The sequence below is a fragment of the Actinomyces sp. Marseille-P3109 genome (genome assembly GCF_900323545.1).
Taxonomy (GTDB): Bacteria; Actinomycetota; Actinomycetes; order Actinomycetales; family Actinomycetaceae; genus Actinomyces.
On the sequence record NZ_OOHN01000008.1, the window covers coordinates 1,272,954 to 1,298,889 of the forward strand.

Here is a 25,936-nt window from a genome sequence, read left to right on the forward strand (position 1 = left end):
AGGCAAACCAAAACAAAACAAGCCCCAAAAAACCACACAAAACGCGCAGCCCCCCAGGACCCATGGCATAAAAAACATGACACACTATCGAGTTCTCAAACAACACACCCACTGAAAAATCTTCGAAAGACTTTCGTCTTCCGCTTCCTTCTCAGAAGCGCCTGAGATACTTTACCGAACCATTCTGTCTGAGTCAAACGATTGGTCGGTGACCCTCGTCTCTCATTCGGTTCTCTTCAGTTCTCAGTTCCCGGTCGGTCTGAGGACTTGTCCTCCCCGTTTCGGGCCGGAGAGAACATTACGCACACGGCCCCAGGTCGTCAAACTGTAGCGCGGTGACGGTGCCCACAAGACACCGTCACCGCGTCAATTCGGTCGAGACCGGGACGATTCTCGAAAAGGATCTACGCCGAGTGCCCAATGGCCAGGTTACGCCGTCCCTTGCGCACCAGGACCACTCCTCCGGCCAGCAGATGCTCGGAGCCGATCACCTTGGTCTCATCCTCTACCTTGACGTTGTTGAGGTAGGCGCCTCCGCCGGCAATGGTCTTCCGAGCCGCGTTACGGCCCCGCTCCAGCCCCGTGCTGACAAGCAGGTCCACGATCGTGGTCTCGCCGATCGTCACGTCTCCAGAGGCAAGGTCGGCCGTGGCAGCCAGGATCGTCGCCTCGTCAATGTCGGCGAGATCGCCACGCCCCCACAGGGCGGCTGTTGCCGCCTCAGCCTGGGCTGTGGCCTCGGCCCCGTGGACCCAGGTGGTCACTTCGTGAGCCAGGGCGCGCTGCGCCTCTCGGGCCTTCGGGTTCTTGACGGTCGCAACCTCGAGACGCTCGATCTCGTCCCGCTCCAGGAAGGTGAAGACCTTGAGGAAGCGCACCACGTCGGCGTCGTCGACCTGTAGCCAGAACTGGTAGAAGGCGTAGGGGCTGAGCATCTCGGGGTTGAGCCAGATCGCCCCGCCCTCGGACTTGCCGAACTTGGTGCCGTCGGCCTTGGTGATGAGCGGGTTGGTCATGACGTGGACCGAGGCGCCCTCAACCTTGTGGATGAGGTCCATCCCGCCCACGAGATTGCCCCACTGGTCGTTGCCACCCACCTCCAGGGTGCAGCCGTAGCGCCGGTAGAGCTCGAGGTAGTCGTTGGCCTGGAGGACCTGGTAGCTGAACTCGGTGTAGGAGATGCCCTCCTCGCTGGCCAGGCGGCGCGCGACGATGTCCTTGGACAGCATTGTGCCCATGCGGAAGTGCTTGCCCAGGTCCCGCAGGAAGTCGATGGCACTCATCGCCTGGGTCCAGTCCAGGTTGTTAACGATGCGAGCCGGGTTGTCCCCGCTGAAGTCGAGAAGGTTCTCGAGCTGCTCCTGCAGGCTCGCCGCCCAGCCGGCGACGACATCCTTCGTGTTGAGGCTGCGCTCGCCCTTGGCGCGTGGGTCGCCGATGAGCCCGGTTGCGCCCCCCACCAGTGCGAGGGGGTGGTGTCCGGCGAGCTGCAGATGACGCATGACCTTGACGGCCACGAGGTGACCGTGGTGAAGACTGGGAGCCGTGGGGTCGAATCCGCAATAGAAGGTGACGGTCCCGTCGGTCAACGCCGCGCGCAGCGCGTCGATGTCGGTGTGCTGGGCGATGAGCCCGCGCCACTGCAGTTCGTCCAGGATGTCCGTCACTGTCCAGTCGCCTTCCGTGAGTCGTCGCGCGTCCTGCACGCGTTGTCCCGGCGCGTCGCGCTCGGGGCCGGCCGATACCTCCGGCGCGGATAGTCTGCCATGCCCCGGCCCGGCTTCCACGATACGGTCGCGTCAGACCGGCACCGTTGTCACACGGGCCGTCTGCTCTTCGCCTACAGCACATGCACGGTTACCGGTTCATGGACCCCACGCCGATCGTGGGACCGTAGACCGCCCACCCACCCGCTGCACGAGCGCGTTGGCCGGCGGTGATGATCAGTCCGTGGAAGTCCTTGAGCTGGTCGACGTCGAGCCCGCTGGCGACCACTGCCTCCTCGTGGGCGCGCCGAGACGTCTCGTATCCGCGCCCCACGTCATGTCCGGCTTGGCGGAGCAGGCGCCTGGCGTAGGTGTCGAAGATGAACCGGGGCCGGTCGTGGACCATGAGGGCGACGACGTCGGTCGTCTCCGGGCCGAACCCGGGGAGCTTCATCAGCTCTGCGCGCAGGGCGTCATCACCGAGAGCAGGTGCCACTCGTCCTTCCGGGCCCGTGAGCCAGGTCGCGTAGGCGCGCAGCGCGCGAGCCTTGGCCTTCATGAATCCGCTGGGGCGGATCAGGTCGATGAGGCACGCCTCGTCAAGCGAGAGCATCCGGTCAGCGTCGAAGGCCGTGGCGTCTCTCAGCGCATCCAGGGAGCGCAGAGCACTGCCCCATGTGGTGTTCTGGACGAGGACGGCCCCGCAGACGTACTCGAGGTCGGACTCGGCGGGCCAGGGATCGATCTCACCGAGCTCGGCCCGCAGCAGCTCGTACAGAGTGCGCAGAGGGATCGGCATGCCCGCGGAGTCGGGGGCCGGATGCGGGGAATCGTTCACAAGGCCTCCATCGGGCGGTCCCAGATGAGGGTGTAACGGTAGTAGAAGCGCCGTCGAGCCCTGGCCGTGGGAAGGATCCGGGATGCCGCCGCACGGATCTCGGTGAACGATTCTCGTGGAGAACGCGTGACCACACCGATGTCGCGCGTCTCCCGGCGCAGGGAACCGACCACGCGCAGAGGTAGAACAGCCAGTGCGGACAGCAACCAGTCCCACAGGCTCTTGTTGGCGGCCAGGCCGACGACGATGAGTCGCCCGCCAGGTGCCACCAGCTCTCTCAGCCTCACCAGGGCAGGTTCCAGCGGGAGGTGGTGCAGCGTGGCCACGCAGCTGACCGTCTCGAAGGTGCCGATGCGCTGAGGCAGGTCGGGATCCATGACGTCGTCGAGGAGGACCTCGGCCTGCGGGATCTGCTTCAGACGACCACGCGCTCGAGCAACCGCCTGCTCGTCGGGTTCAAGTCCGACGACGCAGCGGCACACTGTCGCCAGGCGCTCGAGCAGGAGCCCGTCACCGCATCCGACATCGAGCGCGCTCCCACCACGCAGCGCCGCGTCCCTCACGACGCGGCGGTGGAAGGCGACGTTGTGGTTCCAATAGTCATTGGTCACTGAGTCATCCTCACGGAGCAGCCACCATGGTCGGACCGGCCGTGTCACCGGGGGTCTTGGGACTCGCGCTCTGGCCGACGGATGCATCGGTTGCCTCGCCGTGGTGCGCTGCTGGTCTGCGCACCACGGCACCGGCGTCGCGCAGCAGCGCGTCGCGCAGGTGGGGCATGGTGGCGAAGTACACCTCATCGGCGTCCTCCACAAGACGCGTTGCCCGGGCCCCGACATCTCGCCCTGCCGCCGTCGTTGTCACGATCCGGGCGCGGGCGTCCTTGGGATCCTGCTGGCGCGAGACAAGGCCGGCCTGCTCCAGCCTGCGCAGCACCTGACTGGCGGTTTTCACATCCATTCCCGCCTGGGCCGCAATCATGACCTGGCTGGCACCGTCTCCCTGCTCCTCGAGCCACTGCGTGCAGGACAGGAGGACGAACTGCGAGTGCGTCAGCGCGACGGGCTCCAGAGCAGCCGCGATGTCGCGCTGCCAGGCCAGCGCGGTCCTCCACATGAGGAAACCGGGACTCGCCTCCGGCCCCTGGAACCGTGTCTTCACATATCGACCCTAGCAGCCTCGATGAGTGAGTCGATGGCCTGCGGAAAGTCCTCGGCGATTCTCGGACCGATCGCCGGGCCGGCATCGTCGGCACCGGGGCCGTCGATGTCGAGGCGGGTGACAACGACGCTCTTCCCCTGTGTCTCTGTGGGCATGAAGGAGTGTGTGAAGGTCAGTTCCACTCCCCCATAGGAGACCCGGTCCGCCTGGACATGAGGCGGCTCCCATCGCGTCACCACGATCTCAACGCTGTCCTGCCCGGCCGGTGTCATCGTGATCGATGCACCGGGCCCCACTGGCTCGCGTGGCTCGTAGCGGTCTCCCTGCGGGAGCTCGATCTCACCGGAGAGCACCTTGATCCAGGTCTCCCACAGGACTTCCACCGGGAGATCCGCCGTCCGTTCACACTTGGTCGACCACATTGCTTGCCCTTCCTCAGCGATCCCGCGATCACAATAGTCTCTACGACGATTATCTGCGCACCTATTATTAACTGGTGCGAGGGCCCCAGGCAAGCGGACACCCGTCAGCAAGAGGTTCTGCGAGGTTCAGCCCTGAGGACGTCGCCTGGTGACAGCGGGCCTGTAGGGCGAGACAGTGGGGTCGCCGTCGAGCCAGAAGCGCCATGGAAAGGCCTTACCGTCTCCCCCGGGGCCGGCGACACCGGTGCGCGGCCCACTGCGAATGCGTGCTGGATCCGGCGCCCGCCGCGGCTCCGGCAGGGTCAGGCTGATACGTGAGCCGGGACCGCCCAGCAGTGCGCCGTCGTCGGAGCGGTCCAGCCCGAGCGCCGAGCACAATCGTGCCGGACCGCGGGCCAGGTCGCGGTCAGTGCGCGCGGCGGGGCGACGCTCTCTGGCCAGTTCGGTCCCGTTCACCACCTCTCCCGCGCGCAGGAGCACGGCGCGTGAGACTCCCGCCGGTCCACTGACGATGTTGAGGCAGTGATGCATGCCGTAGGTGAAGTAGACGTAGATGCACCCGCCGGCCTCGAACATGGAGGCGTTGCGGGCCGTTCGGCCCCGGAAGGCGTGGGAGCCCGGGTCCTCCTCGCCTCGGTAGGCCTCCACCTCGGTCAGCCGGATCGCAACACGTCCTTGCGAGCCGGCGACGGAGATGACGGCACCCAGCAGGGCCGGGGCCACCTCCAGGCTGTCACGGCTCAGGAGCAAGGCGGCCTCGGGGCTCAGTTCCGTCGCGGGATCCCCCATGACATCGCCCTCGCGAGCAGGCTCAGTCCTGCTCCACCTCAGCCCACTCATCATCGGCCCCAGTGGACTCGGGCCACTGAGGACCCGCGGGGCCGTCCAGCAGGGAGCCCTCCCACGCGAAGACTCGCAGCTCAGCGCTGCGGGCGATGGCCCGGGCGAGCTGCTCGACGACGCGTAGCGGCGCGGTACCGCCATGCCCGGTGCGAGCGGCCACCGAGCCCTCGGCTGAGAGGACCTCCCGCACGCTCGGAGTGAGTCGTTCGTCGATCGCGGTGAAGTCGTCGTCGGACAGGTCCCACAGCTCGATGCCGCGCCTCTCGCACTCGCGCACGCAGGCGCCGGAGATCTCGTGGGCGTGGCGGAAGGGCACGCCGTTCTTGACCAGCCACTCCGCGATATCGGTGGCCAGGGAGAACCCCTGAGGAGCCAAAGCGGCCATGCGCTCGTAGTGGAGGGTCATGGTGGACACCATGCCGCTGACAGCCGGCAGGAGGATGGCCAGGGTGTCGACGGCGTCGAAGACAGGCTCCTTGTCCTCCTGCAGGTCCCGGTTGTAGGCCAGGGGCAGGGCCTTGAGAGTGGCAAGCAGCCCGGTCAGGTCGCCGATGAGGCGTCCGGCCTTGCCGCGGGCGAGCTCGGCCACGTCCGGGTTCTTCTTTTGCGGCATGATGGATGAGCCCGTGGAGTAGGAGTCGTCGAGGGTGACGAAGTCGAACTCCTTGGTGTTCCAGATGATGATCTCCTCGCTCAGGCGCGAGACGTCCACCGCGACCATCGCGAGGACGAAGCTCAGCTCGGCGACAACGTCGCGGGCGGCGGTGCCATCGATGGAGTTCTCCACGGCCGCCTCGAAACCGAGGTCGGCGGCCACGGCGTCGGGGTCCATGCCGAGTGTGTTGCCGGCCAGTGCGCCGGAACCGTAGGGGCTCACGGCGGCGCGCGCGTCCCAGTCCTCGAGGCGCTCCACGTCGCGCATGAGCGGCCAGGCGTGGGCGAGCAGCTGGTGGGCGACGAGGACCGGCTGGGCGTGCTGCATGTGGGTGCGTCCGGGCATGATGGCGTCGGCGGCCTGGGCGGCCTGGTCGATGAGGGCGTCGACGACGTCGAGAACGAGGCCGGCGACGTGGCGCGCCTGGTCACGCAGGTACATGCGGATGAGGGTGGCGATCTGGTCGTTGCGGCTGCGTCCGGCGCGCAGGCGCCCACCCAGGTCGTCGCCGGCGCGCTCGATGAGACCGCGTTCCAGGGCCGTGTGAACATCCTCGTCGGAGACCTCGGGGACGAAGATGCCGGCGACGACGTCCGCCTCGAGACGGTCCAGGGCATCCAGCATGCCGGACAGCTGGCCTGGGTCCAGCAGGCCGGCCTGCGACAGGGCGCGGGCGTGGGCTCGGGAGCCGGCGATGTCGTATCGGGCCAGGCGCCAGTCGAAGTGGGTGCTCACCGACAGTGCGGCAAGCGCGTCAGCAGGCCCCCCGGAGAACCGCCCACCCCACAGGCTGACACCGGCGGGGCCCGAGTTCTGCTGCGAGTCTGAGGGAATGGGCTGGGCGGCGGACGGCTTAGCGGGCTGGCTGGAGAACTGGCTCATGGCCCCATCATGGCTCATCTGCCCGCACAGGTACCTCAATGATCAGTCCGGAAGGGCCCCGTGGCGGATCGCAGGCAACAACACCCCACGCTTCCGAAGGAAGGCACAGGAGCGGGAGCGGGCCGGAGGACACCAACCGACGGGAAGGAAGAAGGGCCTGCCCTGGGGCTCGCCCGCCATGCCATGATGAGCCATGCCCGCCGAACAAGACGCCCTTTTCCCAGGCAAACAGTTCATCTCCACCGTACTCGAGGCGCTGGAGACCAAGACCAGGATGACCGGGGCGATCGCCCACCGCTATCTCATGCGCGCGGCGATGGCCGGCATGATCGTGGCGGTCTTCTACATCGTGAACTACGCCATCGTCGGCATCTTCGACGGTCTTCACGTCGGGGAGGCCTCCTTGGCAGGGGTCGGAAAGATCCTCGGGGCCCTGGCCTTCGGCCCAGCCCTCGTCTTCATCTACTACACGAAGTCCGAGCTGCTCACCAGCAACATGATGGTGGTGGTCATCGGCTACTACTACAAGCGCATCACGGCGTGGAGAACCCTGAGAGTGCTGGTCATGTGCCTGTCCGGCAATTTCGTGGGCGGGCTCGTCTTCGCCGTCATGTACCACTTCTCCACCCTCGTGGAAGGACCCACCGGAGAGCAGGCCCTGCACTCGGTGGAGGCCAAGCTTGGTTATCTGTCATCGGCCTCGGGGGTTGCGGATCTCTTCGTGCGGGCGATCCTGTGCAACTTCATGATCAACCTGGCGATGCTCCTCATCTACAACGGTTTCATCCATGAGGACTGGTCCAAGATCTTCTCGATGATCATCGCCGTGTTCGTCTTCGCCCTCCTCGGCTTCGAGCACTCGGTGGCCAACACGGTCCTGTTCACCGTCGTCGGCCTGACGCACGGGATCGACGTCCTGCCGGCGCTGGGCAACGTGGCCGTGGCGCTGCTGGGCAACTTCGTGGGTGGCGGTCTGCTTATCGGCGGCTACTACGCCTACGCCAACGACGACTCCCGCTGGCTGCGCCGCCAGCCCCGGAGGGACAAGAACGAGGCACAGGAGGCCGAGTAACCGACTACACCCGGAACGCCGGGAGCACCGAGGTGGGCGCCTCCCGGCCAGCAACCGAACAAGTCCATCGGCTCAGCAGGGCCGGCGCGAACGAGCCGGTCGCCTCCGCTCTCAATCGCGGAGGCAACCGGCTCGTCGCGGTTCGTCAGGCCGCAGTGGGCGCTACCCGGGCGACCGATGACGGGGCGGTGGGCCCTTGGCCGCAACTCGGTCAGAATCCCTGGCCGTTGCCGACGCGCACGTCGCGGGCGGCGGCGAGCTTGGACTGCATGCCGTAGATCTCGATGAATCCTCGCGAGGAGGACTGGTCGAAGGTGTCTCCGCTGTCGTAGGTGGCCAGGTTGAAGTCGTACAGGCTGGTCTCGGAGCGGCGCCCCGTGACAGTCGCCCGGCCGCCGTGCAGGACCATGCGGATGTCGCCGCTGACGTAGCGCTGGGTGTCCTCGATGAAGGCATCCATGGAGCGCTTGAGCGGGGAGTACCACTGCGCCTCGTAGACGAGCTCGGCCCAGGTCTGCTCCATACTCCGCTTGTAGCGGCGCTGCATGCGCTCCAGGGTGACGGCCTCGAGCGCCTGATGCGCCTCGATGAGGGTCACTGCCCCAGGGGCCTCGTAGATCTCGCGGGACTTGATGCCCACGAGCCGGTCCTCCACCGTGTCGATGCGTCCCACGCCCTGCGCCCCGGCCCTGCGGTTGAGCTCCTGGATGGCCTCCAGCGGGGTGACATCACGGCCGTCGATAGCCACCGGGATACCCTCCTTGAAGGTGATGGTCACCTCATCAGGCAGGGGTGGGTAGGCGGGGTCATCGGTGTAGACGTAGACGTCCTTGGTGGGGGCGTTCCACAGATCCTCCAGGAAGCCGGTCTCGATGGCACGCCCCCAGACGTTCTGGTCGATGGAGAACGGGTTGTGCTTGGTGGTCTCGATCGGCAGGTTGTGCTTCTCGGCGTAGTCGATGGCGACGTCGCGGGTCAGCGCCAGGTCGCGCACCGGGGAGATGCAGTCCATGTCAGGGGCCATCGAGGTGATCGAGACCTCAAAGCGGACCTGGTCATTGCCCTTGCCGGTGCAGCCGTGCGCCACAGTGCGGGCGCCGAACTCGCGGGCGGCCTTGACCAGGTGGCGGGCGATGACGGGGCGGGAGAGCGCGGAGACGAGCGGATAGGTTCCCTCGTAGAGGGCATTGGCCTTGAGGGCGGGCATGCAGTAGTCGTTGGCGAACTCATCTCGTGCGTCGGCCACATAGGCCTCGACGGCACCGCAGTCGAGAGCTCGCTGACGGATCACCTCAAGGTCCTCGCCGCCCTGGCCGACATTGACGGCGACGGCAACGACCTCTCGGCCGGTGGCCTCGCCGATCCAGCCGATGGCGACAGACGTGTCCAGGCCTCCGGAGTAAGCCAGGACGACACGGTCCTTGTGGGTGCTCATGGGATCTCTCTTCTCTTCGTGGTGACACTGGCGAGCCAGTGCCGAGGTGACTTGAGGTGCCAAAGGTTGTGGGGAGAAGTCAGGTTCGGGCTGAGGGATCGGCCAGCGCGAGTAGATGCCCGGCCACATCCGCGGCGACCTGGCCGCTGCGGGTGATGACCAGGACGGTGTCGTCCCCGGCGATGCAGCCCAGGACCCCGGGCATCATCGCGTCGTCGACGGCTCCGGCGAGCAGCTGAGCGGCTCCGGCCGGGGTACGCAGGACCACCTGGGGGCCGGCCCACTCGGCGGTGACGAGCAGCTCGGCGCACCAGCGGGCCAGGCGCGGGGTCGTATGGGCGCGCAGGGAGTCGTCCGTCTCCTCCGCCCCGGTGAAGGCTGCACGGACCTGTCCGGGTGCCCCGGCCTCAGGCATCGAGTAGATGAGCTCTCCGCCCGGGGCTCGGATCTTCGTGGCCCGCAGCTCCACCAGGTCCCGTGAGAGCGTGGCCTGGGTGGTGCTGATGCCGCGTTGAGCCAGGGCCTTGCGCAGCTGGGCCTGGGAGCGGATGCGCTCACGGGAGAGGATCTGGATGATGCTGGCGTGCCTGGCGGTCTTGGTCCCGGGGGTCAGTGGGGACGCGGCCGCACGGTCGCGTTGGGAGGCCTCGATGGTGGCACTCATGAGCTCACTTCCTCGGACAGTGCTCGGGAGAGGGCCTCGGACAAGGCGGTGGTGAAGGCCCGGGCGTCGTCGTCGGACAGGATGAAGGGCGGTGCCAGACGGATCGTGTCGGGACGCGGCGCGTTGACGATGAAACCGCGTTCAGCCAAGGCGGCGGCGATCTCGCCGGCGGGTGGGAGGCCCTCGGCCAGCCCGACGCCGATCAGCAGGCCTCGACCACGCACCTGGTCGACTCCGTCGACGGCCGCCAGCTCCTGGGCCCAGGCCGAGCCGAGCCGCTCGACCCGCGCGAGCAGGTCCTGACCGCGGATCGTGTCGATGACGGCCAGGGCGGCGGCGCAGGCCACCGGGTTGCCGCCGAAGGTGGTGCCGTGCTGACCGGGTCCCAGGGCGGCCGCTGCCTCACCGGTGGCGACGACTGCGCCGATGGGAATGCCGCCGCCCAGTCCCTTGGCGAGGGTGACGACGTCGGGGACGACCCCGGGGGCCAGCAGGTGGTGGGCCATCCAGGCGCCTGAACGTCCCATGCCGGACTGGACCTCATCGATGATGAGCAGGGCGCCGACGGCCTCGGTCAGCTCGCGGGCGGCCTCCAGGTACCCGGCGGGCAGCTCGCGGACCCCGGCCTCACCCTGGATGGGCTCAACAATGAGTGCCGCCACGTCGGGCCCCAGCGCACTGCGCAGTGCGTCGACGTCGCCGGCCGGGATGAACTCGACCCCACCGGGCAGCGGCTCGAAGGGCTCGCGGTAGGCGGCCTTGTGGGTCAGGGCCAGGGCGCCCATGGTCCGCCCGTGGAAGGCGTCCTGGAGAGCCAGCACCCGAGGGCGGCTGCCGCCGCCGTGCCGGCGGGCGATCTTGAAAGCGGCCTCATTGGCCTCGGTCCCGGAGTTGGCCAGGAAGACGCGGGAGCCACCGGCGTTCCGGCCGGGGAAGGCGAGGGCGATGAGCTCCTCGGCGAGGCGGACCTGGGCGGGGGTGGTGAAGAAGTTCGAGACGTGGCCGAGGGTGCCGAGCTGGTCGGTGACGGCTTCGACGATCGCGGGGTGGGCGTGGCCCAGGCAGTTGACAGCGATCCCGGCCAGGAGGTCGGTGTACTCCTTGCCGTCGGCGTCCCAGACCTGGGCGCCCTGGCCACGGACCAGGACCCGGCTGGGGGTGCCGAAGGTGTTCATGACGGCCTCGGTGTAACGGGCCAACCAGCCGGCATTGGCTGTGCTACCAGTGCTGCCGGCGCTGTCGGTGGTGGTAGGAGCCTGCGCTCCCGAGGAGGATCCTGCCAGGGTGGTCATAGGCTCTTGCCTCCGTTCAGTGGTGGTATCGGGGCGTCGCCGGGGTGAATGACGGTGCCGACGCCCTGGTCGGTGACGATCTCCAGGAGCATGCTGTGGGCCTGACGTCCGTCGACGACGTGGGCCTGCGCGACTCCCCCGTAGACGGCCCGCAGGCAGGCCTCCATCTTGGGGATCATCCCGGACTCGAGCGTGGGCAGGAGCTCCTCGAGCGCGGCTGCGCTGATGAAGGGCACCAGCGAGCCGCGGTCGGGCCAGGCGGCGTAGAGCCCCTCGACGTCGGTGAGCACGAGTAGGGTGCGGGCTTTGAGCGCCACGGCGATCGCGGCGGCGGCTGTGTCGGCGTTGACGTTCAGGACGGTCTCGGAGTCCGTCACCAGCGGGGCGACCGAGGAGATGACGGGGATGCGGCCCTGGTCGAGCAGGTCGATGATGGGCTGCGGACTGACGTCGACGACGTCACCGACCAGGCCCACGTCGACGCTTTGCCCGTCCACTGTGGCCAGGCGCTGACGGGCCCGCAGGAGTCCGCCGTCCTCACCGCTGATACCGACGGCGGCGGAGCCGTCGGTGTTGAGCAGGGAGACGAGCTCGCGCTGCACGGAGCCGGTGAGGACCATGCGGACCACGTCCATGACCTCGGGCGTCGTCACGCGCAGGCCGCCGCGGAACTCCGAGCTGATGCCCAGTCGTTTGAGCATGGCGTTGATCTGGGGACCACCGCCGTGGACGACGACGGGGCGCACCCCGACCTGGTGGAGGAAGAGGATGTCCTGGGCGAAGGCGCGTTTGAGGTCGTCGTTCTCCATGGCGTTGCCGCCGTACTTGATGACCATGGTGGCGCCCTTGTAGGTGCGCAGCCACGGCACGGCCTCCAGCAGGACGGATGCCTTGGTCTGTGGGTCGAGAGGTGTCCGGTTCATGTCGTGTAGTCCGCGTTGATGGTGACGTATCCGTGGGTGAGGTCGTTGGTCCACACGGTGGCCTCGGCCTGGCCCGCTGACAGGGCGATATCGATGCGGGTCTCGCGCGGACTCATGTCCACGGTGTCCCGGTCCTGGTCGGGGGCGCCGTGGCGGAAGATCGTGACGCCGTTGATGGTCACGTCGACCTCGTCGGGGTTGAAGGGGCAGACCTCCTCGGAGACGGTTCCCAGCTGGGACAGGACGCGTCCCCAGTTGGGGTCGGCTCCGGCGACGGCGCACTTGAGGAGGTTGGAGGAGCTCACCGTGCGGGCCGCGGCCTCGGCGGCAGCCTCGCTGACGGCGCCGGAGACGGTGATGGCGATGTCGTGGGTGGCGCCCTCGGCATCGGCCACGAGGCGCCGTCCGAGCCTGCCCATCACCTCGTTCAGAGCCTCGTCGAACTCGGCTCGGGAGGGTGTGACGCCGGAGGCTCCGGAGGCCAGCAGGAGAACCGTGTCGTTGGTGGACATGCAGCCGTCGGAGTTGATCCGGTTGACGGTTCGTGCCGCGACAGATGCCAGGGCGTCCTGCGCCTCCCGAGGGGTGAGGACGGCGTCGGTGGTGACGACGGCGAGCATGGTGGCCATGCTGGGGGCCAGCATGCCCACGCCCTTGATCATGCCGCCGATGGTCCAGCTCTTCTCGCCAGTACCGACCGTGAGGACGTCCTCCTTGGAGACGGTGTCGGTCGTCATGATGGCGGTGGCTGCGTCGGCCCCGGCCCGGGGCGTGCCGGCCAGGGCGAGGACTGCGACGTCGATCCCCTCCAGGAGGACGGGCATGTCGATGCGCTCCCCGATGACCCCGGTGGAGCAGACCAGGACCTGGCCCGGCTCGGTCCCCAGCAGCCCCGCGGCACGGGCTGCGGTGGCCTCGGTGTCGCGCATGCCTTGGTCTCCAGTGCAGGCGTTGGCGCTGCCGGAGTTGAGGACGACGGCGCGGGCGTGGCCCGGCTGGCCACCCTCCTGACCGGCCAGGAGCCGGCGTGACCAGACGACCGGTGCGGCGACGACGCGATTGGAGGTGAACACTCCGGCGGCGGTATCGAGCGGGCCGTCGTTGACGACGAGGGCGAGGTCGGGCTTGCCGGAGGCCTTGAGGCCGGCGCGTACGCCGGAGGCCCGGAAGCCTCGGGCTGCGGTCACGCTCACGGTGCGACTCCTTGGGTGGTGATGGCGGTGTTCTCCTCCAGGCCGAGGGCCAGGTTGAGGGACTGCACGGCGGCGCTGGCGGTGCCTTTGCCGAGGTTGTCGATGGCGCACATGGCGACCACGGCATCCGCACCACGGTCGATGGCGACCTGGACGGTGGCGGTCCCGCTGCCCAGGACGGCGCCCGTCGTGGGCCATGTGCCTTCCGGTAGGAGGTGGATGAGGCTCTCCCCGCGACCGGCTGCCCCGTAGGCGTCCTCCCAGGCGGCCCGCAACATGGCATCCGGGTCCACGGCCTCGCGCAGGGCCGAGGTCATGGGGGCGGTGACGGTGGCGAGAATGCCGCGGCTCATGGGGACCAGGACCGGGGTGAAGGACAGGCGCGTCGACCCGGCGGCGGCACCGGCCATCTCCAGGTTCTGGATGATCTCGGGGATGTGGCGGTGGGTGCCGCCGACCGCGTAGGGCTGGGCCGACCCCAGCGCCTCAGCGGCGGTGAGATGGGGCTTGAGCGCCTTGCCTGCCCCGGAGTAGCCGACCGCCAGGACCGCGGTCAACCGGGAGGCGGCGATGAGTCCTGCTGCGATCCCGGGCTGGAGGGCCAGGGTGACGGCGGTGACGTTGCAGCCGGGGACGGCGATACGCCTGGTGGCGGCGAGCTCGGTGCGCTGAGCACGCGCGCACGTCTCACCGGCGTGCAGGAGCTCGGGCATTCCGTAGGTCCAGGCTCCGGCGTAGTCGGATCTGTAGAAGGTCTCCCAGGCCTGCTGGCTGGTCAGGCGGTGGTCGGCCCCACAGTCGATGAGGACAGGCGTGGGGCCGTCAGCGGATCCGAGCTTCTCGAGGGCCGCCGTGATGGCGCCGGATGCTCCATGCGGCAGGGCCAGGACGACGACGTCGTGCTCGGCGAGGACCTCCGCCTCGGTCGGTTGGACGATTCGGTCGGCCAGGGACAGCAGATGCGGGTGGTGGTCACCCAGACGGCTTCCGGCGGACGAGGCGGCGGTGAGCGCGCCGATCCGCAGCTCGGGATGGGCGGCGAGCAGGCGCAGGACCTCGCCGCCCGCATATCCGGTGGCTCCAGCAACAGCAACTGTCCAGGTCATGCAGCAACCATACATCCAACTGCATAGAAATACAGTCACCAGTGGTTGCTGTGATTTTTCTCCTCCGCCGTTCCCCTTCTCCTCTGCGGCGGTTAGCCGTGCTCCCGGCGCGCGGTGAGCGTGTCGTCGTAGAGGGATGTGGCAATGGCATCGGCCCACTGACGCACCTCGTCCCAGTCACGGTAGTCGCCTTCGGTGGCGCCCCCCAGCTTGGCGATGGAACGCTCGCGCAGGCTGAGCCTGGAGGGGTCGAAGCGGCCCGCGAAGGTCATGTGGTCCTCCGGGTCTATCGCCAGCAGGACCGGACCGATGCGCATCGGGTCGGCGACCTTTCCTTGCGGCAGGCCGGAGAGCCCCACGGAGAAGGCCCACACGGGCCTGGCCTTGAGGGCGTCGTGGAAGCGCTTGGTGAAGTCGACCGCCTCCGGAGTCCACTTGGTCATGTAGACGGCACTGCCCAGGATGAAGGCGTCATAGCCGTCAACGCTATCGACATCCTCGGGGCGCCTGGTCTCAACATCGATCTGCGCGGCTTGGAGCCGCTCAGCGATGACCGCGGCCACCTCGTCGGTGGACCCGTGCCGGGAGGAAGAGGTAAGCAGGATCTTCATAGCGACTAGTATTGCGGAGACCACACCCGCTGTCTGGGAGCCGGTGCCCGACAAAGGTACCGAAGAGACACCGATAGCCATGGTGTGCGTCACACCATGGCTATCGGCAGACCTTGAGAGCGGTCAGCTGCGCAGCTCGGCCCCCAGGACCTTGGCGGCCCGCTTGACCACGCGTTTGCGCACGCCTGCGGTCTCCTCGGCGGTCAGCGTGCGATCGGGGGCTCGCAGCACCAGGGAGACGGCCAGTGACTTCTTGCCCTCGCCGAGCTGAGAGCCGCGGAAGACGTCGAAGAGGCGGACCTCCTCGGCCAGGTCCCCCGCCGCCTGCCTGACCAGGTCCTCGACCTGGGCGGCGGTGACGGTCTCGTCGACGACGAGGGCGATGTCCTCCTTGGCGGCGGGGAAGGTGGAGACGGCCTTGACCTGGAACGCTCCAATGTTGCGTGCGGCCTCCAGCAACGGGTCGAGGTCGATCTCGACGGCGCAGGCGCGCTCGGGCAGTCCGAGCGCGCGCGCCACTCGCGGGTGGAGCTCACCGGCGTGGGCGACGAGCGTCCCGGGCTCGACCTCCTTGCCCCGGCGACGTCCGGGCAGGCGGATCTCCGCGGTGCGACCGGGGTGCCAGGGGGCGTAGGGCTGCTCGGGGGCGGAGACCACGACCTCTACCCCGAGCGCGGCGGCCACCGTGCGGACCACCTCGATAGCGTCAGCCCAGTCCCAGGGGCGGCCGGCCCCGAGGACCCCGGTGCGCTCGTGCTCACCGGCCATGACAGCGCCGACGTGAGTGGGCTGGGCGGGAATGCCGGCCCGGAGGGCAGCTTGCTCGGCGTCGGTGGGGCGCTGATCGGTTCCGGGGATCGGCGCGGGGACGGTGCCTGCCGGATGGGTGACCGACCCGACCTCGAAGACGGCCACGTCGGTCAGGCCGCGGGAGATGTTGCGCCGGGCGACCTCCACCAGGGAGTCCAGGACACTGGTGCGCAGGTAGGGGGCGTCCTCGGCCAGCGGGTTGGCCAGGCGGACCTTCTGGCGGCGGGGGTCGGCATCGGGGATCTCGAGCAGGTCGTGGACATCACCGATGAAGGGGTAGGACAGGACCTGGGTGAGTCCGGCGTCGGCCAGGGCGCGCACGACGTCGCGGCGGGCCCTCTGGTCGGCGCTCAGCCCCGTTCCGGCGGGGGCCGTGGGCACGATGACCGGGATGGCGTCGTAGCCGTCGAGGCGGGCGATCTCCTCGACCAGATGGGCGGGCCCGGTGAGGTCCGGCCGCCAGGTCGGCGGCGTGACGGTCAGAAGCGGGGTCCCGTCCTCGGCGGAGCCGCTGCGTTCCACGGCGCAGCCGATGGTGGTGAGAAGCTCGGTGACGCGGTCGGTGCCGTAGGCGACACCGGTGAGGCGCTCGGCAGCGTCCGAGCGCATGATGATGGGCTCAGGGGGCCTGGTGCGATTGACGTCGGTGGCCACGGGCTCGGCGGTACCACCGCCGTACTCGACGAGCAGGTCGACGGCGCGCTGGGCGGCGATGGGCGCCAGCTCGGTGTCCACGCCGCGCTCGTTGCGCTTGGATGACTCGGTGGGCAGCTTGTGGCGCCGGGAGGAGCGGGCCACGGAGACGGGGTCGAAGTGGGCGGCCTCGATGAGGACGTCGCGGGTGTCGACGTCAACCTCGCTGAGGGCGCCGCCGAAGACTCCCGCCAGGACCAGCGCTCGCGAGCCCTCTCCCTCCGGGGAGTCGGAGATGACCAGGTCCTCGGGGTCGAGGGTGCGAGTGACGTCGTCGAGGAAGGTGAGACGCTCGCCCTCCTGAGCGCGTCGCACGACGATGGGGGCGGCGAGCTTGCCGGCGTCGAAGGCGTGCAGCGGCTGGCCCAGGTCGAGCATGACGTAGTTGGTGACGTCGACGGCCAGGGAGATGGGCCGCATGCCGGCGGCGGTGAGACGGTCCTGCATCCAGGTCGGGGACGGGGCGGACGGGTCGATGCCGCGCACGAGGCGGGCGACGTAGCGGTCGCAGCCGGGGCGCCCGTGGATGGGGCGGGGGTCCTCGGGGACAACGACGTCGAAGCCGCCGTCACCGGCGGGCGCCAACCCGTTGGGGTAGAGCCCCGTGTCGGTGGCGTCGGCGGGGTCGGTGAAACGGGCGCCGGTGGAGTGGGAGTACTCGCGGGCAACGCCGCGCATGGAGAAGCAGTAGCCGCGGTCCGGGGTCACGTTGATCTCCAGGACCTCCTCCCCCAGACCGAGGATGCCGATGGCATCGGTTCCGGGGGCGGGAGGCTCCTCGCCGTCATGGCCGTGCTCGGCCAGCCACTGCTCGAGCACGATGATGCCGGAGTGATCCTCGCCGATGCCCAGCTCGCGGGCGGAGCAGATCATGCCGTCGGAGACGTGGCCGTAGGTCTTGCGCGCTGCGATGCGGAAGTCGCCGGGCAGGACGGCGCCGGGCAGGCAGACCACAACGGAGTCACCGACGTCGAAGTTGTGGGCGCCGCAGACGATGCCGCGGCTGGGCAGCTCGGAGGGCTCCTTGCCGGTGCCGGGGGCGTCGTTGTGCTCGGGGCCGACGTCGACGCGGCAGTAGTTGATGACCTTGCCGTTGGTCTGCTCCTTGGCCTCACGGGTGAGGACCTTGCCGACAACGAGCGGGCCGGTGACGGCCGGGGGAACGATGCGCTCCTCCTCCAGCCCCACCCGGACGAGGTCGGCGGCGAGCTGCTCGGCGCTCAGACCGGCGGGGACGTCGACGTGCTCGCGCAGCCATTCGATGGGGACGTAGGGCATGTCAGTTTCCCTTTCCGGTGGTGCCGAACTGCTGGGAGAAGCGGATGTCGCCCTCGACGATGTCGTGCATGTCGGCGATTCCGTGGCGCAGCATGAGGGTGCGCTCCAGTCCCATGCCGAAGGCGAAGCCCGTGTAGACCTCGGGGTCGATGCCGCAGGCGGTGAGCACGTTGGGGTTGACCATGCCGCAGCCTCCCCACTCGATCCAGCCGGCGCCGCCCTTCTTGAAGGGGAACCACAGGTCCATCTCGGCGCTGGGCTCGGTGAAGGGGAAGAAGGAGGGGCGCAGGCGGGTGCGCGCCTCAGGGCCGAACATGGCCTTGGCGAAGTGGTCGAGGACGCCCTTGAGGTGCGCCATGGTCAGGCCCTTGTCCACGGCCAGGCCCTCGACCTGGTGGAAGACGGGGGTGTGGGTGGCGTCGAGCTCGTCGGAGCGGAAGACCTTGCCGGGGCAGGCCACGTAGATCGGTGGCTGCCGATCGAGCATGACGCGGGCCTGGACCGGGGAGGTGTGGGTGCGCAGCACGAGATTGGCCGTCTGCCCCTCGGCGGCCCCGACGCTGGCGCCGTCGACGTAGAAGGTGTCCTGCATCTGGCGGGCGGGGTGGTCTGCGTCGAAGTTGAGGGCGTCGAAGTCGAACCACTCGTGCTCCACCTCCGGCCCCTCGGCGATGGTCCAGCCCATGGAGGTGAAGAAGTCGCTGACCTCGTCAACGAGGACATCCAGGGGGTGGCGCGCGCCGGATACGGCCCGCGAGGTGGGGACGGTGACGTCGACGGCCTCGGTGCGCAGCATCTCCTCCTCGGCGGCGGCCTCGAGGGCCTCCTGCCTGGCGGCCAGGGCATTGTTGATGCGCCCACGAGCGCCGCCCAGGAGCCTGCCGGCGGTGGGCTTGTCCGCCTTGTCCAGGGTGCCGATGAGCCGGTTGGCCAGAGTCAGGGGCGAGGCGTCGCCGGTGTGGGCCAGGCGGGCCTCCTTGAGCTCGGCGAGGCTGCCGGCTGCGGCGAAGGCGGCCAGGGCCTCCTCGACGGCGGTGCTGATGCCGGCCTCGTCCAGGGGCGAGAGCGCGCCGGGAGCGTCAGTCATATGCGGTGCCTTCCACCAGGTGTGTCCGTGGTTCTCCGTCCTCAAGGGTAGTCTGCGCCGTCGCAAGGGCGTAAATCGTCTCGCCGCCGGGTGGCGAGATGCCGGCTCCCCCAACCGATCCGGTTGTTGACGACGGGGCTTGACGGTGACGTTACGTCACCTGCTGAGATGGGTTCATGCACGTCAAAGAACTCGCCCGGATCGCCGGAACCACGCCGAGGGCGGTGCGTCACTACCATCACCTGGGTCTGCTGGAGATTCCGCCCACGGTGCGCGGTCGGCGCGAGTACGGCGTCGAGCACGTGGCCCGTCTGATGCGTATCCGGTGGCTGGCTGACGGCGGCCTGTCGCTGACACAGGTGGCCGACATGCTCGCCTCGGACACGATCGGCACCGATCAGGACTCCCGCCGCGAGGCGGTGCTGCGCGACCTGCGGGCGACCCGGGGCACGATCGAGGCGCAGCGGCGCAGCCTGGCCGAGCAGGCATCCCGAGTCGATGAGCTCATCGCCCGGGTGGAGCGCGGCGAGGGTCTGTCTCCCGCTCCCAACGCCCTGACGCGTTTCTATGACGACATCGAGACCAGGATCACCCGGCTGGGCGGCAGCGTGCGCGGCCTGCGGGCTGAGCGCCAGATGATGGTGGTGCTCGCTTCGCTGGGCATGGTGCCCGACAGTGCGATCCCCTTCATCGAGGGGCTGGATGAGGACGATCGGGAACTGTCCGCCCAGCAGGTCGCGGACTTCACCCGTCTTGCCACCTTGCCCGAGAGCGAGGGTCTCGCCGAGGCCCACCGGCTAGCACAGAACAGCTGGGGGCTCGCGTGCCGCCACAAGGAGCATGCCCTGGCTGTCCTGAACGACCTGCCCTCTGGTGCCCTGGGGCGCGCCATGTGGCGGCTCACCCACGTGCTGGCCACCTCCAGCTACCCCCATCCGGCTCAGCAGGCCTTTGTGGCTGAGCTCATGGAGCTCATGCTCGCCGATCCGGACTTCGCCGCAACCATCCGTCGCTCGGCGGGAGAGGAGCCAGTGCTATGACATCCACTACCGAATCCGCGTCCATCAAGGCCCTCGATATCGAAGCCGGTTCTCATCCGCCGGTGCGTGTTCGGGGCCTGGTCAAGCACTTCGGACGCTTCAGGGCGCTCGATCACCTGGACCTGGAGGTGGAGGCGGGCAGCGTCCATGGCTTCCTCGGCCCCAATGGAGCGGGCAAGTCCACGACGATCCGCACCCTGCTGGGGCTCTACAGGCCCGATGGCGGAAACGTGAGCGTCCTGGGCCGCGATCCGTGGCAGGAGGCCTCAGTCATCAACCGGCAGATCTCCTACGTCCCCGGTGACGTGGCACTGTGGCCGGGGCTGACCGGCGGACAAGTGCTCGACGCCCTGGCGGGACTGCGTGGATTGCGCGATACCACACGGGAGGCCGATCTCATCGAGCGGTTCGATCTCGATCCCAGCAAGCGGGTACGGACCTACTCCAAGGGGAACCGTCAGAAGGTGGCGCTCGTGGCGGCCCTGGCCGCACCGACGCGCCTGCTCGTGCTCGATGAGCCCACCAGTGGCCTGGACCCGCTCATGGAGAGGGTCTTCACCGAGGAGATCGCCCGGGTGGCTGGAGAGGGGCGCACGGTTCTGCTCTCCAGCCACATCCTGGCCGAGGTCCAGAGCCTGTGCAGCGCGGTGACGATCATCAAGGACGGCCGCGTCGTCGAGCACGGCGACCTGGGAACTCTGCGAAGGCTGTCACGCACCCGTATCGAGCTGGGCGGGGCCTCCGAGGCGATGGGTGAGATCTCGCGGGTGCTGAGGACCATGGATCTCGACGTCGTCGAGGACGGCGGGCGTATGAGCCTTGAGGTCGCAGCAGAGCAGGTGCCGGCGGTGCTGGGCCTGGTCGGTGAGCACCGGGTCCGAGACGTCACCTGCGAGCCGGCCAGCCTGGAGGACCTCTTCCTGCGTCACTACGAGGAGGCCTGATGAACGGCGCACCGAGCACAGCAGCGGGCGCGATGCTGCCGGTTACGAGAACCGGTATCGCCGCCTTGGCCGGCTGGGGCACCTACCTGCGGATCCTGCTCATGCGTTTCCGGGTTCAGATCGTGGCCTGGGTCCTGCCTTTGTGGCTGCTGACCAGTGTCACCGCGCCGAGCTACGAGAGCGTCTACCCCTCGCTGGAGACCCGGACTGTGCTCATCGAGCAGATGCGGAAGTCTCCGGGAACACGCCTGCTCTACGGCTATGTCCCCACTCCTGGCCGGCTCGGTCAGCTCCTGCAGTGGGAGACGGGCACCTTCCTGCTGGTGTGCACCGCTCTCATGGCGATCCTGCTGACGTGCCGGGTGCTGCGAGGCGACGAGGACGAGGGACTCATCGAGGTTCTGCGCTCCACGGGTGCTGGCCGGGCGGTCCCTTTTCTTGTGCCGATGATGGTGGTGTGGGCGGTTGTCGGCGGCCTGTCTGCGGGAGTCGGAGGCATTCTGACCTGGCAGACCAGGGGTGTTGAGGAGCTGACCGTCCCCGGCGCCTGGGCACTGGCCGGGACGATCTGCGTGACCGGATGGGCGTTCTCCGCCCTTGCGGCGGTGGCCTCCCAGCTGGGACGGCAGGTCGGCCAAGCTCGGAGCCTGTCCATGATCGTGCTCGCACTCGCCTTCGGTGTGCGGGTGGCCGCCGACCAGGTCGCCGAGGGCAGCAGTTCCGACTGGCTGAGGTGGCTCTCCCCCCTGGGGTGGCGCGACCTCGTGCGGCCCTACTCCGATGACCGATTCGCGGTGCTGGCGGTGTGCGGCGTCATTGCCCTCGTCCTGGCCATCGTGGCGGCGGCGTTGGCCGCGCACCGCGAGTACCTGGACAGCTACCTGCCCGACCGCAGCTCCTCTCGACGCAGGTGGAGGCTGCTCGGTCACATGGATCTGCTCGCTCGCCTCTCCCGGCGCGGCGTCCTGGGCTGGGCTCTGGCCTCGACGGGGCTTGCGGCCCTGTACGGCTCGGTGTCGGGAAGCGTCAACGATCTCCTCGCCCCGGACTCTCCGACGGCGTCCTATGTCGGCAAGATGGCCTCGGGGTCCGCAGTGGAGCAGTTCATGTCCCTGCTGACGGTGGTAACGGTGCTGCTTGTGGCCGTGGCGGCAGTGCACAGGATGAATCGGTTGGCGGGCCTGGAGCACGCGGGCCTGGTGGAGGTCGAGCTTGCTACCGGAGTCAGCCGCAGCCGTTTGTTCCTCTCACAGGTTCTCGGCGCGATGATCGAGTCGGCCATCCTGCTGCTCGTCTCGGCGGCAGTTCTGGCGGCGACAACAGCCGTCCAGCTCACGGACGACCACGCCGTGGCGCGGGCCTTCGTGTTCACGGTGAGCCAGATGCCGGGCATGGTGGCGGCCGTCGGGATAGCGGCGGCTCTCGTGGGCCTGGCGCCACGACTGGTCGGCTTGTCCTGGGTTGTGGTGACGTGGAGCGCCTTCGCCCAGTTCTTCGGAGGGCTCGTCGAGCTCAAGGACTGGGCCAAGGACCTCAGCGTGCTCGGGCACCATCTCGACGTCGTCGGCTCACCTGACTGGAGGCCCTTGGCCGTCCAGACCTCGGTCGGCCTCCTCGGAACCGCGATCGGCCTGGTCGCCTACACCCGCCGGGACCTGCCGTCCTGACAAAGAAACAGGAGTGCTCCAGTTGCTACGAGGTGATAGACATGTGAACCATTATGCACCGGGAACTGCGTAACAACAACGCTGCGATTCTACATCGCGTCCAGGCGGGCGAAGATTTCGAGATCATCAACACTGGTGAACCCGTCGCGATACTCTCACCTATTTCTCAAGACCATCTCTTCCTTCTCAGGTGATGAGGGCCAGTCCGCAGTGCGGTCCACGTCGACTTCAGATCACTGAAACGTACATCAGGATTGAGATCTCAAGAAGTGCTGGAGGCTGATTTATAAGATCCGGCAGGCGTCGATATTGACGCTAACCTCAACACCTTCTACAGACGCTGCGAATAAGTCTCTATATATCTGACTTCTGTCTCATGATCATGGTTGCGATTGCCACTTCGGTAGCAGCCGATCTGTTCAAGGTAGCCTCACTGCTGAGCACGCACGCCCTCACAAACAAAACTAACCAGATCACTGCTTATTGCGTCTTTTTATGTCATTGAATGAAGTTGTTTATCATGCAGAGATGCCGCACAACTATAAAAACTGTCGATGCTGTAATGATTGCACCGGGAGCAACACGAACCGAACGCATTCTGGGTTATGGGGCTGGAGTTTTTGGTATCATTTTTGCCACTGTTGTTTGTGTTCTGGGAGAGGCATCCAGCTTCGCTACGATCGTCATGGCGGTGGTTGGTTTTGATCTTTTCGGGGGTGTTGTCGTAAATGCGACTCCATCATGCTCACGACGTTTTCATGAAAGTAGGCGGTCAAGATGGTCAGCCTTTGGTTTTTTCGCCGGACACGTACACATGCTCGTACTTGCGGCCGCACTGCCGGAGATGCCGTGGGTTACAGCCATCACTTCTTATGTAGGGATCTTACTTGCTGCGGTTGCCACCACATTCACCACCGGTGTATATCGCTGTCCAACAGCGTTTATGTTGACCTCATTTCTCATCGCTATCTGCACTATTTTGCAGCCGTTGAGCATGACGGTGGCGTGGGTAAATCCCGTGTTGGTTGTCAAGTTGCTGCTTTCTCATCTCCTACCACATTCAGGCGACCGCTAAAATTGATGAGAATACTACTTGTGAACCATTTATCTCATACTGCTGAAGCCGCGTTCCACGGCATCATGGTCCTTGTAGACAGCGGCGTCGAAGACCGGTGGGCGCCCACCGCGTGAGCCCCTGGCCCGACGGTGGACGGCCTGGTCGGCCCGGACCGGGATCGTGGGTACGGATGCGGTGGGAGCACAGCCAGGCCCGGTTGGCCCGCGAGGAGTAGGCCTTGTCGGTCAGCACCCGCCGCGGTCGCAGGCGGGGCCTGCCCGGCCCGTGGTGCGCCAGGAGGATCGCCTCCAGCACTGGGATCATCATGGGGCAGTCCGCGACCTGTCCCGCGCTGAGAACGCAGGCGAGCATCCCGCAGCCCGCACGGATCCCGTCAACCACCCGCCCCGACACACTTCCAGGCCGTGGTCGTCAGACTCGCCGTCCACCGTGCGACGGACGCCCCGAGGATCTGGCGACCCTCACTCACATCTCAACGACTCCGCAACGCCTATGCCCGCCGCATGGGGGCACCCGCAGCCACCAACCTTTCCCTATTGACAGCCATGATGACAATCCCTGCGAACGATCCTCCGGAAGCATCGCGTGCGCCCACCCCCTCTATGCCCTCACATCAGATAGGCCGCACCAGCCAGGTGGAGGACGGCAACAGCAAGAGGAAACACCACCATTCCCGGTATGCGGTGCACCACGCCGATAGCGACGTCTCCGAGCTGAGCGGCCGCCGCGGCAGCAAGGACGAGCACGGTCGACTGCTGGGCAGGTGCTAGCCAGACGACGACGGCGACCAGCAGTCCGAGCGGGACGCTCCGGGCCGCGTACATCGCCGGATAGAAACGCCTTCCGGGCTCGCCGCACCCGGGAGGGGCTGGCGTCTGCGGACGGATCACCGCGACGACACCGAACCCCGCTGAGATGATTCCCAGAGACGAATTCAGCAGCGAGAGCCACCATGGCATGGGGACCACTCCCTCACATCATTCAGAACTGAATCATTCCACAGTGTACCGTTGACGTCATGGGAAGAGAAGACGGTCACGCGATCCTGTCCTCGACGTGCTTCCAGCTCGGCATCACAGGAGCCCAGATCACCCGATCGTTCTCACTGCTCATCCAGCACACCGGCCTCACCCACAAGCAGGTGGGACTGCTCGCCGTCGTCGACGCCGACCAAGCAAGTTCTCAACGAGAGATCGCCGCACGGCTCGGTGTCGCCCCGAGCCTGGTGGTGTCACTGGTCGACCAGCTCGCCAGCATCGGCGCTGTGCGCAGGACGCGCAGTCGGACCGACCGTCGGGTACAGGTCGTCGAGATCACCGACGACGGACGTCAGCTACTGCGGCTCGCCACCGATGCCGCCAAGAAACTCGACACCGACCTGCGCAAGCGCCTCTCCCCCGCCGACCTCCAGGCCCTGGACAGGCTCCTGCCCGCCCTCCTTCAAGCTTCTTCGGTTGCGGCCGACAACGGGGCGTAGCAGCCGGCCTCACCGGCGTCACTGCACCAGGACGACGCGCTTTCCCGCCGCCGACAGGCTCTCGGCGTCGCGGTGAGCATCCGCGACCCGGTCAAGCGGATAGGTCGCGGCGATCAGTGGCTTGAGCTCCCCGGAGTCCACCCGCGCAGCGAGCCACATCAGGTCCTTCACGCTCGGTTTTCCTGACACCATACGGATCATCGGCCCCGGCGAGAGCATGGACTTGACGATGTCCCAGAAGGCTCCGGGGGCAATGGCCGCCATGCGCCCTCCGGGTCCGAGGAGCCCTCGATACGCAGACGCGTCAGAACCTGCAGTGTCGACAACAGCGTCGTAGCGACCGGGCATGTCCGAGGGTTCCAGATCGTGGTAGTCGAAGACCCGCTGCGCGCCAGCAGCAGCGGCCACGCCACCACGGACACCGACCACGGCATCCACATCCGCTCCCATGATGCGGGCTACCTGAACCACCGTGGAGCCAACGCCACCGTTTCCCCCCACTACCAGCACTCGATTCCCTCGACGGAGCTCGAGGGGGCGGAGCGCCTGCACGGCCGTCAAGCCCGCGAGAGGCAGAGCCGCGGCCTCCGTGAGCGGGACCCCATCAGGAGCAGGGGCGAGGCGGTCGAACCGGACTCGCACGTACTGCGCTCCAGCAGCCGTACGGCCGGGAGGCCTCATCCCCAGGTAGCCCCAGACTCGGCTCCCCGGCACCGGTCTCCCGACCTGATCCCCGACCGCGTGCACGAGCCCGGCGAAATCCACGCCCGTACCTTTCGGGAACCCCATCCCGTCGAACAGGCGCATCTTCCCCCTCCTGGTCAGAAGGTCGACGGCGTTGACGCTGAAGGCGGCGACTTCGACAACGACCTCCTTGGGGCCGGGACTCGGGATCTCTGCCGACCCCATCTCGAGTACCTCCGGAGCACCGTAGGAGCGGAACTGCACCGCCCGCATCGTGTTCTGTGCGACCATGACGCCCTCCTCTTCCTGTTGCGCTACGATACGTAGCGTAGCGCAACAGGAAGAGGATCACCATAGGCAGATCCTCCCCCAGGG

At 67.6% G+C, this 25,936-nt stretch carries 25 protein-coding genes; 6 read left to right on the forward strand and 19 right to left on the reverse strand.

Features of this window, described 5'->3' with window-relative positions; genetic code table 11:
- Positions 1 to 404 precede the first annotated feature (404 nt).
- The 7 genes from tyrS to argH all read right to left on the reverse strand — a co-directional run bounded on the left by tyrS (position 405) and on the right by argH (position 6,525).
- Complete coding sequence (gene tyrS / locus BQ8008_RS05775) at positions 405 to 1,667, reverse strand: tyrosine--tRNA ligase (RefSeq protein ID WP_108833184.1); 1,263 nt, start codon at positions 1,665 to 1,667, stop codon at positions 405 to 407.
- 190 nt (positions 1,668 to 1,857) lie between these two features.
- Entirely contained in the window at positions 1,858 to 2,544 is a 687-nt protein-coding gene (locus BQ8008_RS05780) for an endonuclease III domain-containing protein (RefSeq protein WP_234415251.1), read from the reverse strand.
- Positions 2,541 to 3,155 carry a class I SAM-dependent methyltransferase gene (locus tag BQ8008_RS05785; protein ID WP_108833185.1) on the reverse strand — a complete coding sequence of 205 codons (615 nt, stop codon included), beginning with the start codon at positions 3,153 to 3,155 and terminating at the stop codon, positions 2,541 to 2,543. Before BQ8008_RS05785 ends, BQ8008_RS05780 begins: the two co-directional genes overlap by 4 nt.
- Before the next feature lie 10 nt (positions 3,156 to 3,165).
- Complete coding sequence (locus BQ8008_RS05790; RefSeq protein WP_108833186.1) at positions 3,166 to 3,705, reverse strand: MarR family winged helix-turn-helix transcriptional regulator; 540 nt, start codon at positions 3,703 to 3,705, stop codon at positions 3,166 to 3,168.
- Positions 3,702 to 4,127: a hypothetical protein gene (locus tag BQ8008_RS05795; protein WP_108833187.1), complete on the reverse strand. Its 426-nt coding sequence runs from the start codon at positions 4,125 to 4,127 to the stop codon at positions 3,702 to 3,704. Before BQ8008_RS05795 ends, BQ8008_RS05790 begins: the two co-directional genes overlap by 4 nt.
- Before the next feature lie 126 nt (positions 4,128 to 4,253).
- Positions 4,254 to 4,916: a DNA-3-methyladenine glycosylase gene (locus BQ8008_RS05800; RefSeq protein WP_108833188.1), complete on the reverse strand. Its 663-nt coding sequence runs from the start codon at positions 4,914 to 4,916 to the stop codon at positions 4,254 to 4,256.
- A 22-nt stretch (positions 4,917 to 4,938) separates the two neighbouring features.
- Positions 4,939 to 6,525, reverse strand: coding sequence for an argininosuccinate lyase (gene argH, locus BQ8008_RS05805; protein WP_199907941.1), 1,587 nt, complete (start codon positions 6,523 to 6,525; stop codon positions 4,939 to 4,941).
- 175 nt (positions 6,526 to 6,700) lie between these two features.
- Between argH and BQ8008_RS05810 the strand changes: the two genes are divergently transcribed.
- Complete coding sequence (locus BQ8008_RS05810; protein ID WP_108833189.1) at positions 6,701 to 7,579, forward strand: formate/nitrite transporter family protein; 879 nt, start codon at positions 6,701 to 6,703, stop codon at positions 7,577 to 7,579.
- Positions 7,580 to 7,790: 211 nt separating this feature from the next.
- Here the strand turns inward: BQ8008_RS05810 and BQ8008_RS05815 are convergent, their stop codons facing one another.
- From BQ8008_RS05815 to pheS, 9 genes are all read right to left on the reverse strand, one after another.
- On the reverse strand, positions 7,791 to 9,014 hold the full coding sequence (locus BQ8008_RS05815; RefSeq protein WP_108833190.1) for an argininosuccinate synthase: 1,224 nt from the start codon (positions 9,012 to 9,014) through the stop codon (positions 7,791 to 7,793).
- A 79-nt stretch (positions 9,015 to 9,093) separates the two neighbouring features.
- Entirely contained in the window at positions 9,094 to 9,678 is a 585-nt protein-coding gene (locus BQ8008_RS05820) for an arginine repressor (RefSeq protein WP_108833191.1), read from the reverse strand.
- Entirely contained in the window at positions 9,675 to 10,970 is a 1,296-nt protein-coding gene (locus BQ8008_RS05825) for an acetylornithine transaminase (protein WP_108833192.1), read from the reverse strand. The genes BQ8008_RS05820 and BQ8008_RS05825 overlap by 4 nt, the downstream gene beginning before the upstream one ends.
- Positions 10,967 to 11,893, reverse strand: coding sequence for an acetylglutamate kinase (gene argB / locus BQ8008_RS05830; protein ID WP_108833193.1), 927 nt, complete (start codon positions 11,891 to 11,893; stop codon positions 10,967 to 10,969). Before argB ends, BQ8008_RS05825 begins: the two co-directional genes overlap by 4 nt.
- Complete coding sequence (gene argJ, locus BQ8008_RS05835; RefSeq protein ID WP_108833194.1) at positions 11,890 to 13,086, reverse strand: bifunctional glutamate N-acetyltransferase/amino-acid acetyltransferase ArgJ; 1,197 nt, start codon at positions 13,084 to 13,086, stop codon at positions 11,890 to 11,892. Before argJ ends, argB begins: the two co-directional genes overlap by 4 nt.
- Complete coding sequence (gene argC, locus BQ8008_RS05840; protein WP_108833195.1) at positions 13,083 to 14,192, reverse strand: N-acetyl-gamma-glutamyl-phosphate reductase; 1,110 nt, start codon at positions 14,190 to 14,192, stop codon at positions 13,083 to 13,085. The genes argJ and argC overlap by 4 nt, the downstream gene beginning before the upstream one ends.
- Before the next feature lie 92 nt (positions 14,193 to 14,284).
- Entirely contained in the window at positions 14,285 to 14,803 is a 519-nt protein-coding gene (locus BQ8008_RS05845) for a flavodoxin domain-containing protein (RefSeq protein ID WP_108833196.1), read from the reverse strand.
- Positions 14,804 to 14,926: 123 nt separating this feature from the next.
- Entirely contained in the window at positions 14,927 to 17,584 is a 2,658-nt protein-coding gene (pheT, locus tag BQ8008_RS05850) for a phenylalanine--tRNA ligase subunit beta (protein WP_108833197.1), read from the reverse strand.
- 1 nt (position 17,585) lies between these two features.
- Entirely contained in the window at positions 17,586 to 18,671 is a 1,086-nt protein-coding gene (gene pheS, locus BQ8008_RS05855; protein ID WP_108833198.1) for a phenylalanine--tRNA ligase subunit alpha, read from the reverse strand.
- Positions 18,672 to 18,847: 176 nt separating this feature from the next.
- On the opposite strand from pheS, the gene BQ8008_RS05860 reads away from it, so the two are divergent.
- The 4 genes from BQ8008_RS05860 (at position 18,848) to BQ8008_RS05880 (ending at position 23,397) form a co-directional block, all read left to right on the forward strand.
- On the forward strand, positions 18,848 to 19,711 hold the full coding sequence (locus tag BQ8008_RS05860) for a MerR family transcriptional regulator (protein WP_108833199.1): 864 nt from the start codon (positions 18,848 to 18,850) through the stop codon (positions 19,709 to 19,711).
- On the forward strand, positions 19,708 to 20,655 hold the full coding sequence (locus BQ8008_RS05865) for an ABC transporter ATP-binding protein (protein WP_108833200.1): 948 nt from the start codon (positions 19,708 to 19,710) through the stop codon (positions 20,653 to 20,655). Before BQ8008_RS05860 ends, BQ8008_RS05865 begins: the two co-directional genes overlap by 4 nt.
- Entirely contained in the window at positions 20,655 to 22,322 is a 1,668-nt protein-coding gene (locus tag BQ8008_RS05870; RefSeq protein WP_108833201.1) for an ABC transporter permease, read from the forward strand. The genes BQ8008_RS05865 and BQ8008_RS05870 overlap by 1 nt, the downstream gene beginning before the upstream one ends.
- Positions 22,323 to 22,827: 505 nt before the next feature.
- Entirely contained in the window at positions 22,828 to 23,397 is a 570-nt protein-coding gene (locus BQ8008_RS05880) for a hypothetical protein (RefSeq protein ID WP_199907942.1), read from the forward strand.
- Between the two features lie 63 nt (positions 23,398 to 23,460).
- Here BQ8008_RS05880 and BQ8008_RS05885 read toward each other — a convergent pair whose 3' ends face one another.
- Together BQ8008_RS05885 and BQ8008_RS05890 are read right to left on the reverse strand one after the other, a co-directional pair.
- Positions 23,461 to 23,751: a transposase gene (locus BQ8008_RS05885; RefSeq protein WP_267896235.1), complete on the reverse strand. Its 291-nt coding sequence runs from the start codon at positions 23,749 to 23,751 to the stop codon at positions 23,461 to 23,463.
- Positions 23,752 to 24,008: 257 nt separating this feature from the next.
- Positions 24,009 to 24,368, reverse strand: coding sequence for a hypothetical protein (locus BQ8008_RS05890; RefSeq protein WP_199907943.1), 360 nt, complete (start codon positions 24,366 to 24,368; stop codon positions 24,009 to 24,011).
- Positions 24,369 to 24,418: 50 nt separating this feature from the next.
- Here BQ8008_RS05890 and BQ8008_RS05895 point away from each other — a divergent pair, with 50 nt between their 5' ends.
- The gene (locus BQ8008_RS05895; RefSeq protein ID WP_108833204.1) at positions 24,419 to 24,877 is read left to right on the forward strand and encodes a MarR family winged helix-turn-helix transcriptional regulator; all 459 of its coding nucleotides are present in this window, start codon (positions 24,419 to 24,421) and stop codon (positions 24,875 to 24,877) included.
- 18 nt (positions 24,878 to 24,895) lie between these two features.
- Here BQ8008_RS05895 and BQ8008_RS05900 read toward each other — a convergent pair whose 3' ends face one another.
- Positions 24,896 to 25,852 (reverse strand): NADP-dependent oxidoreductase, encoded by a 957-nt coding sequence (locus BQ8008_RS05900; RefSeq protein ID WP_108833205.1) that lies wholly within the window; start codon positions 25,850 to 25,852, stop codon positions 24,896 to 24,898.
- Positions 25,853 to 25,936: the final 84 nt, after the last annotated feature.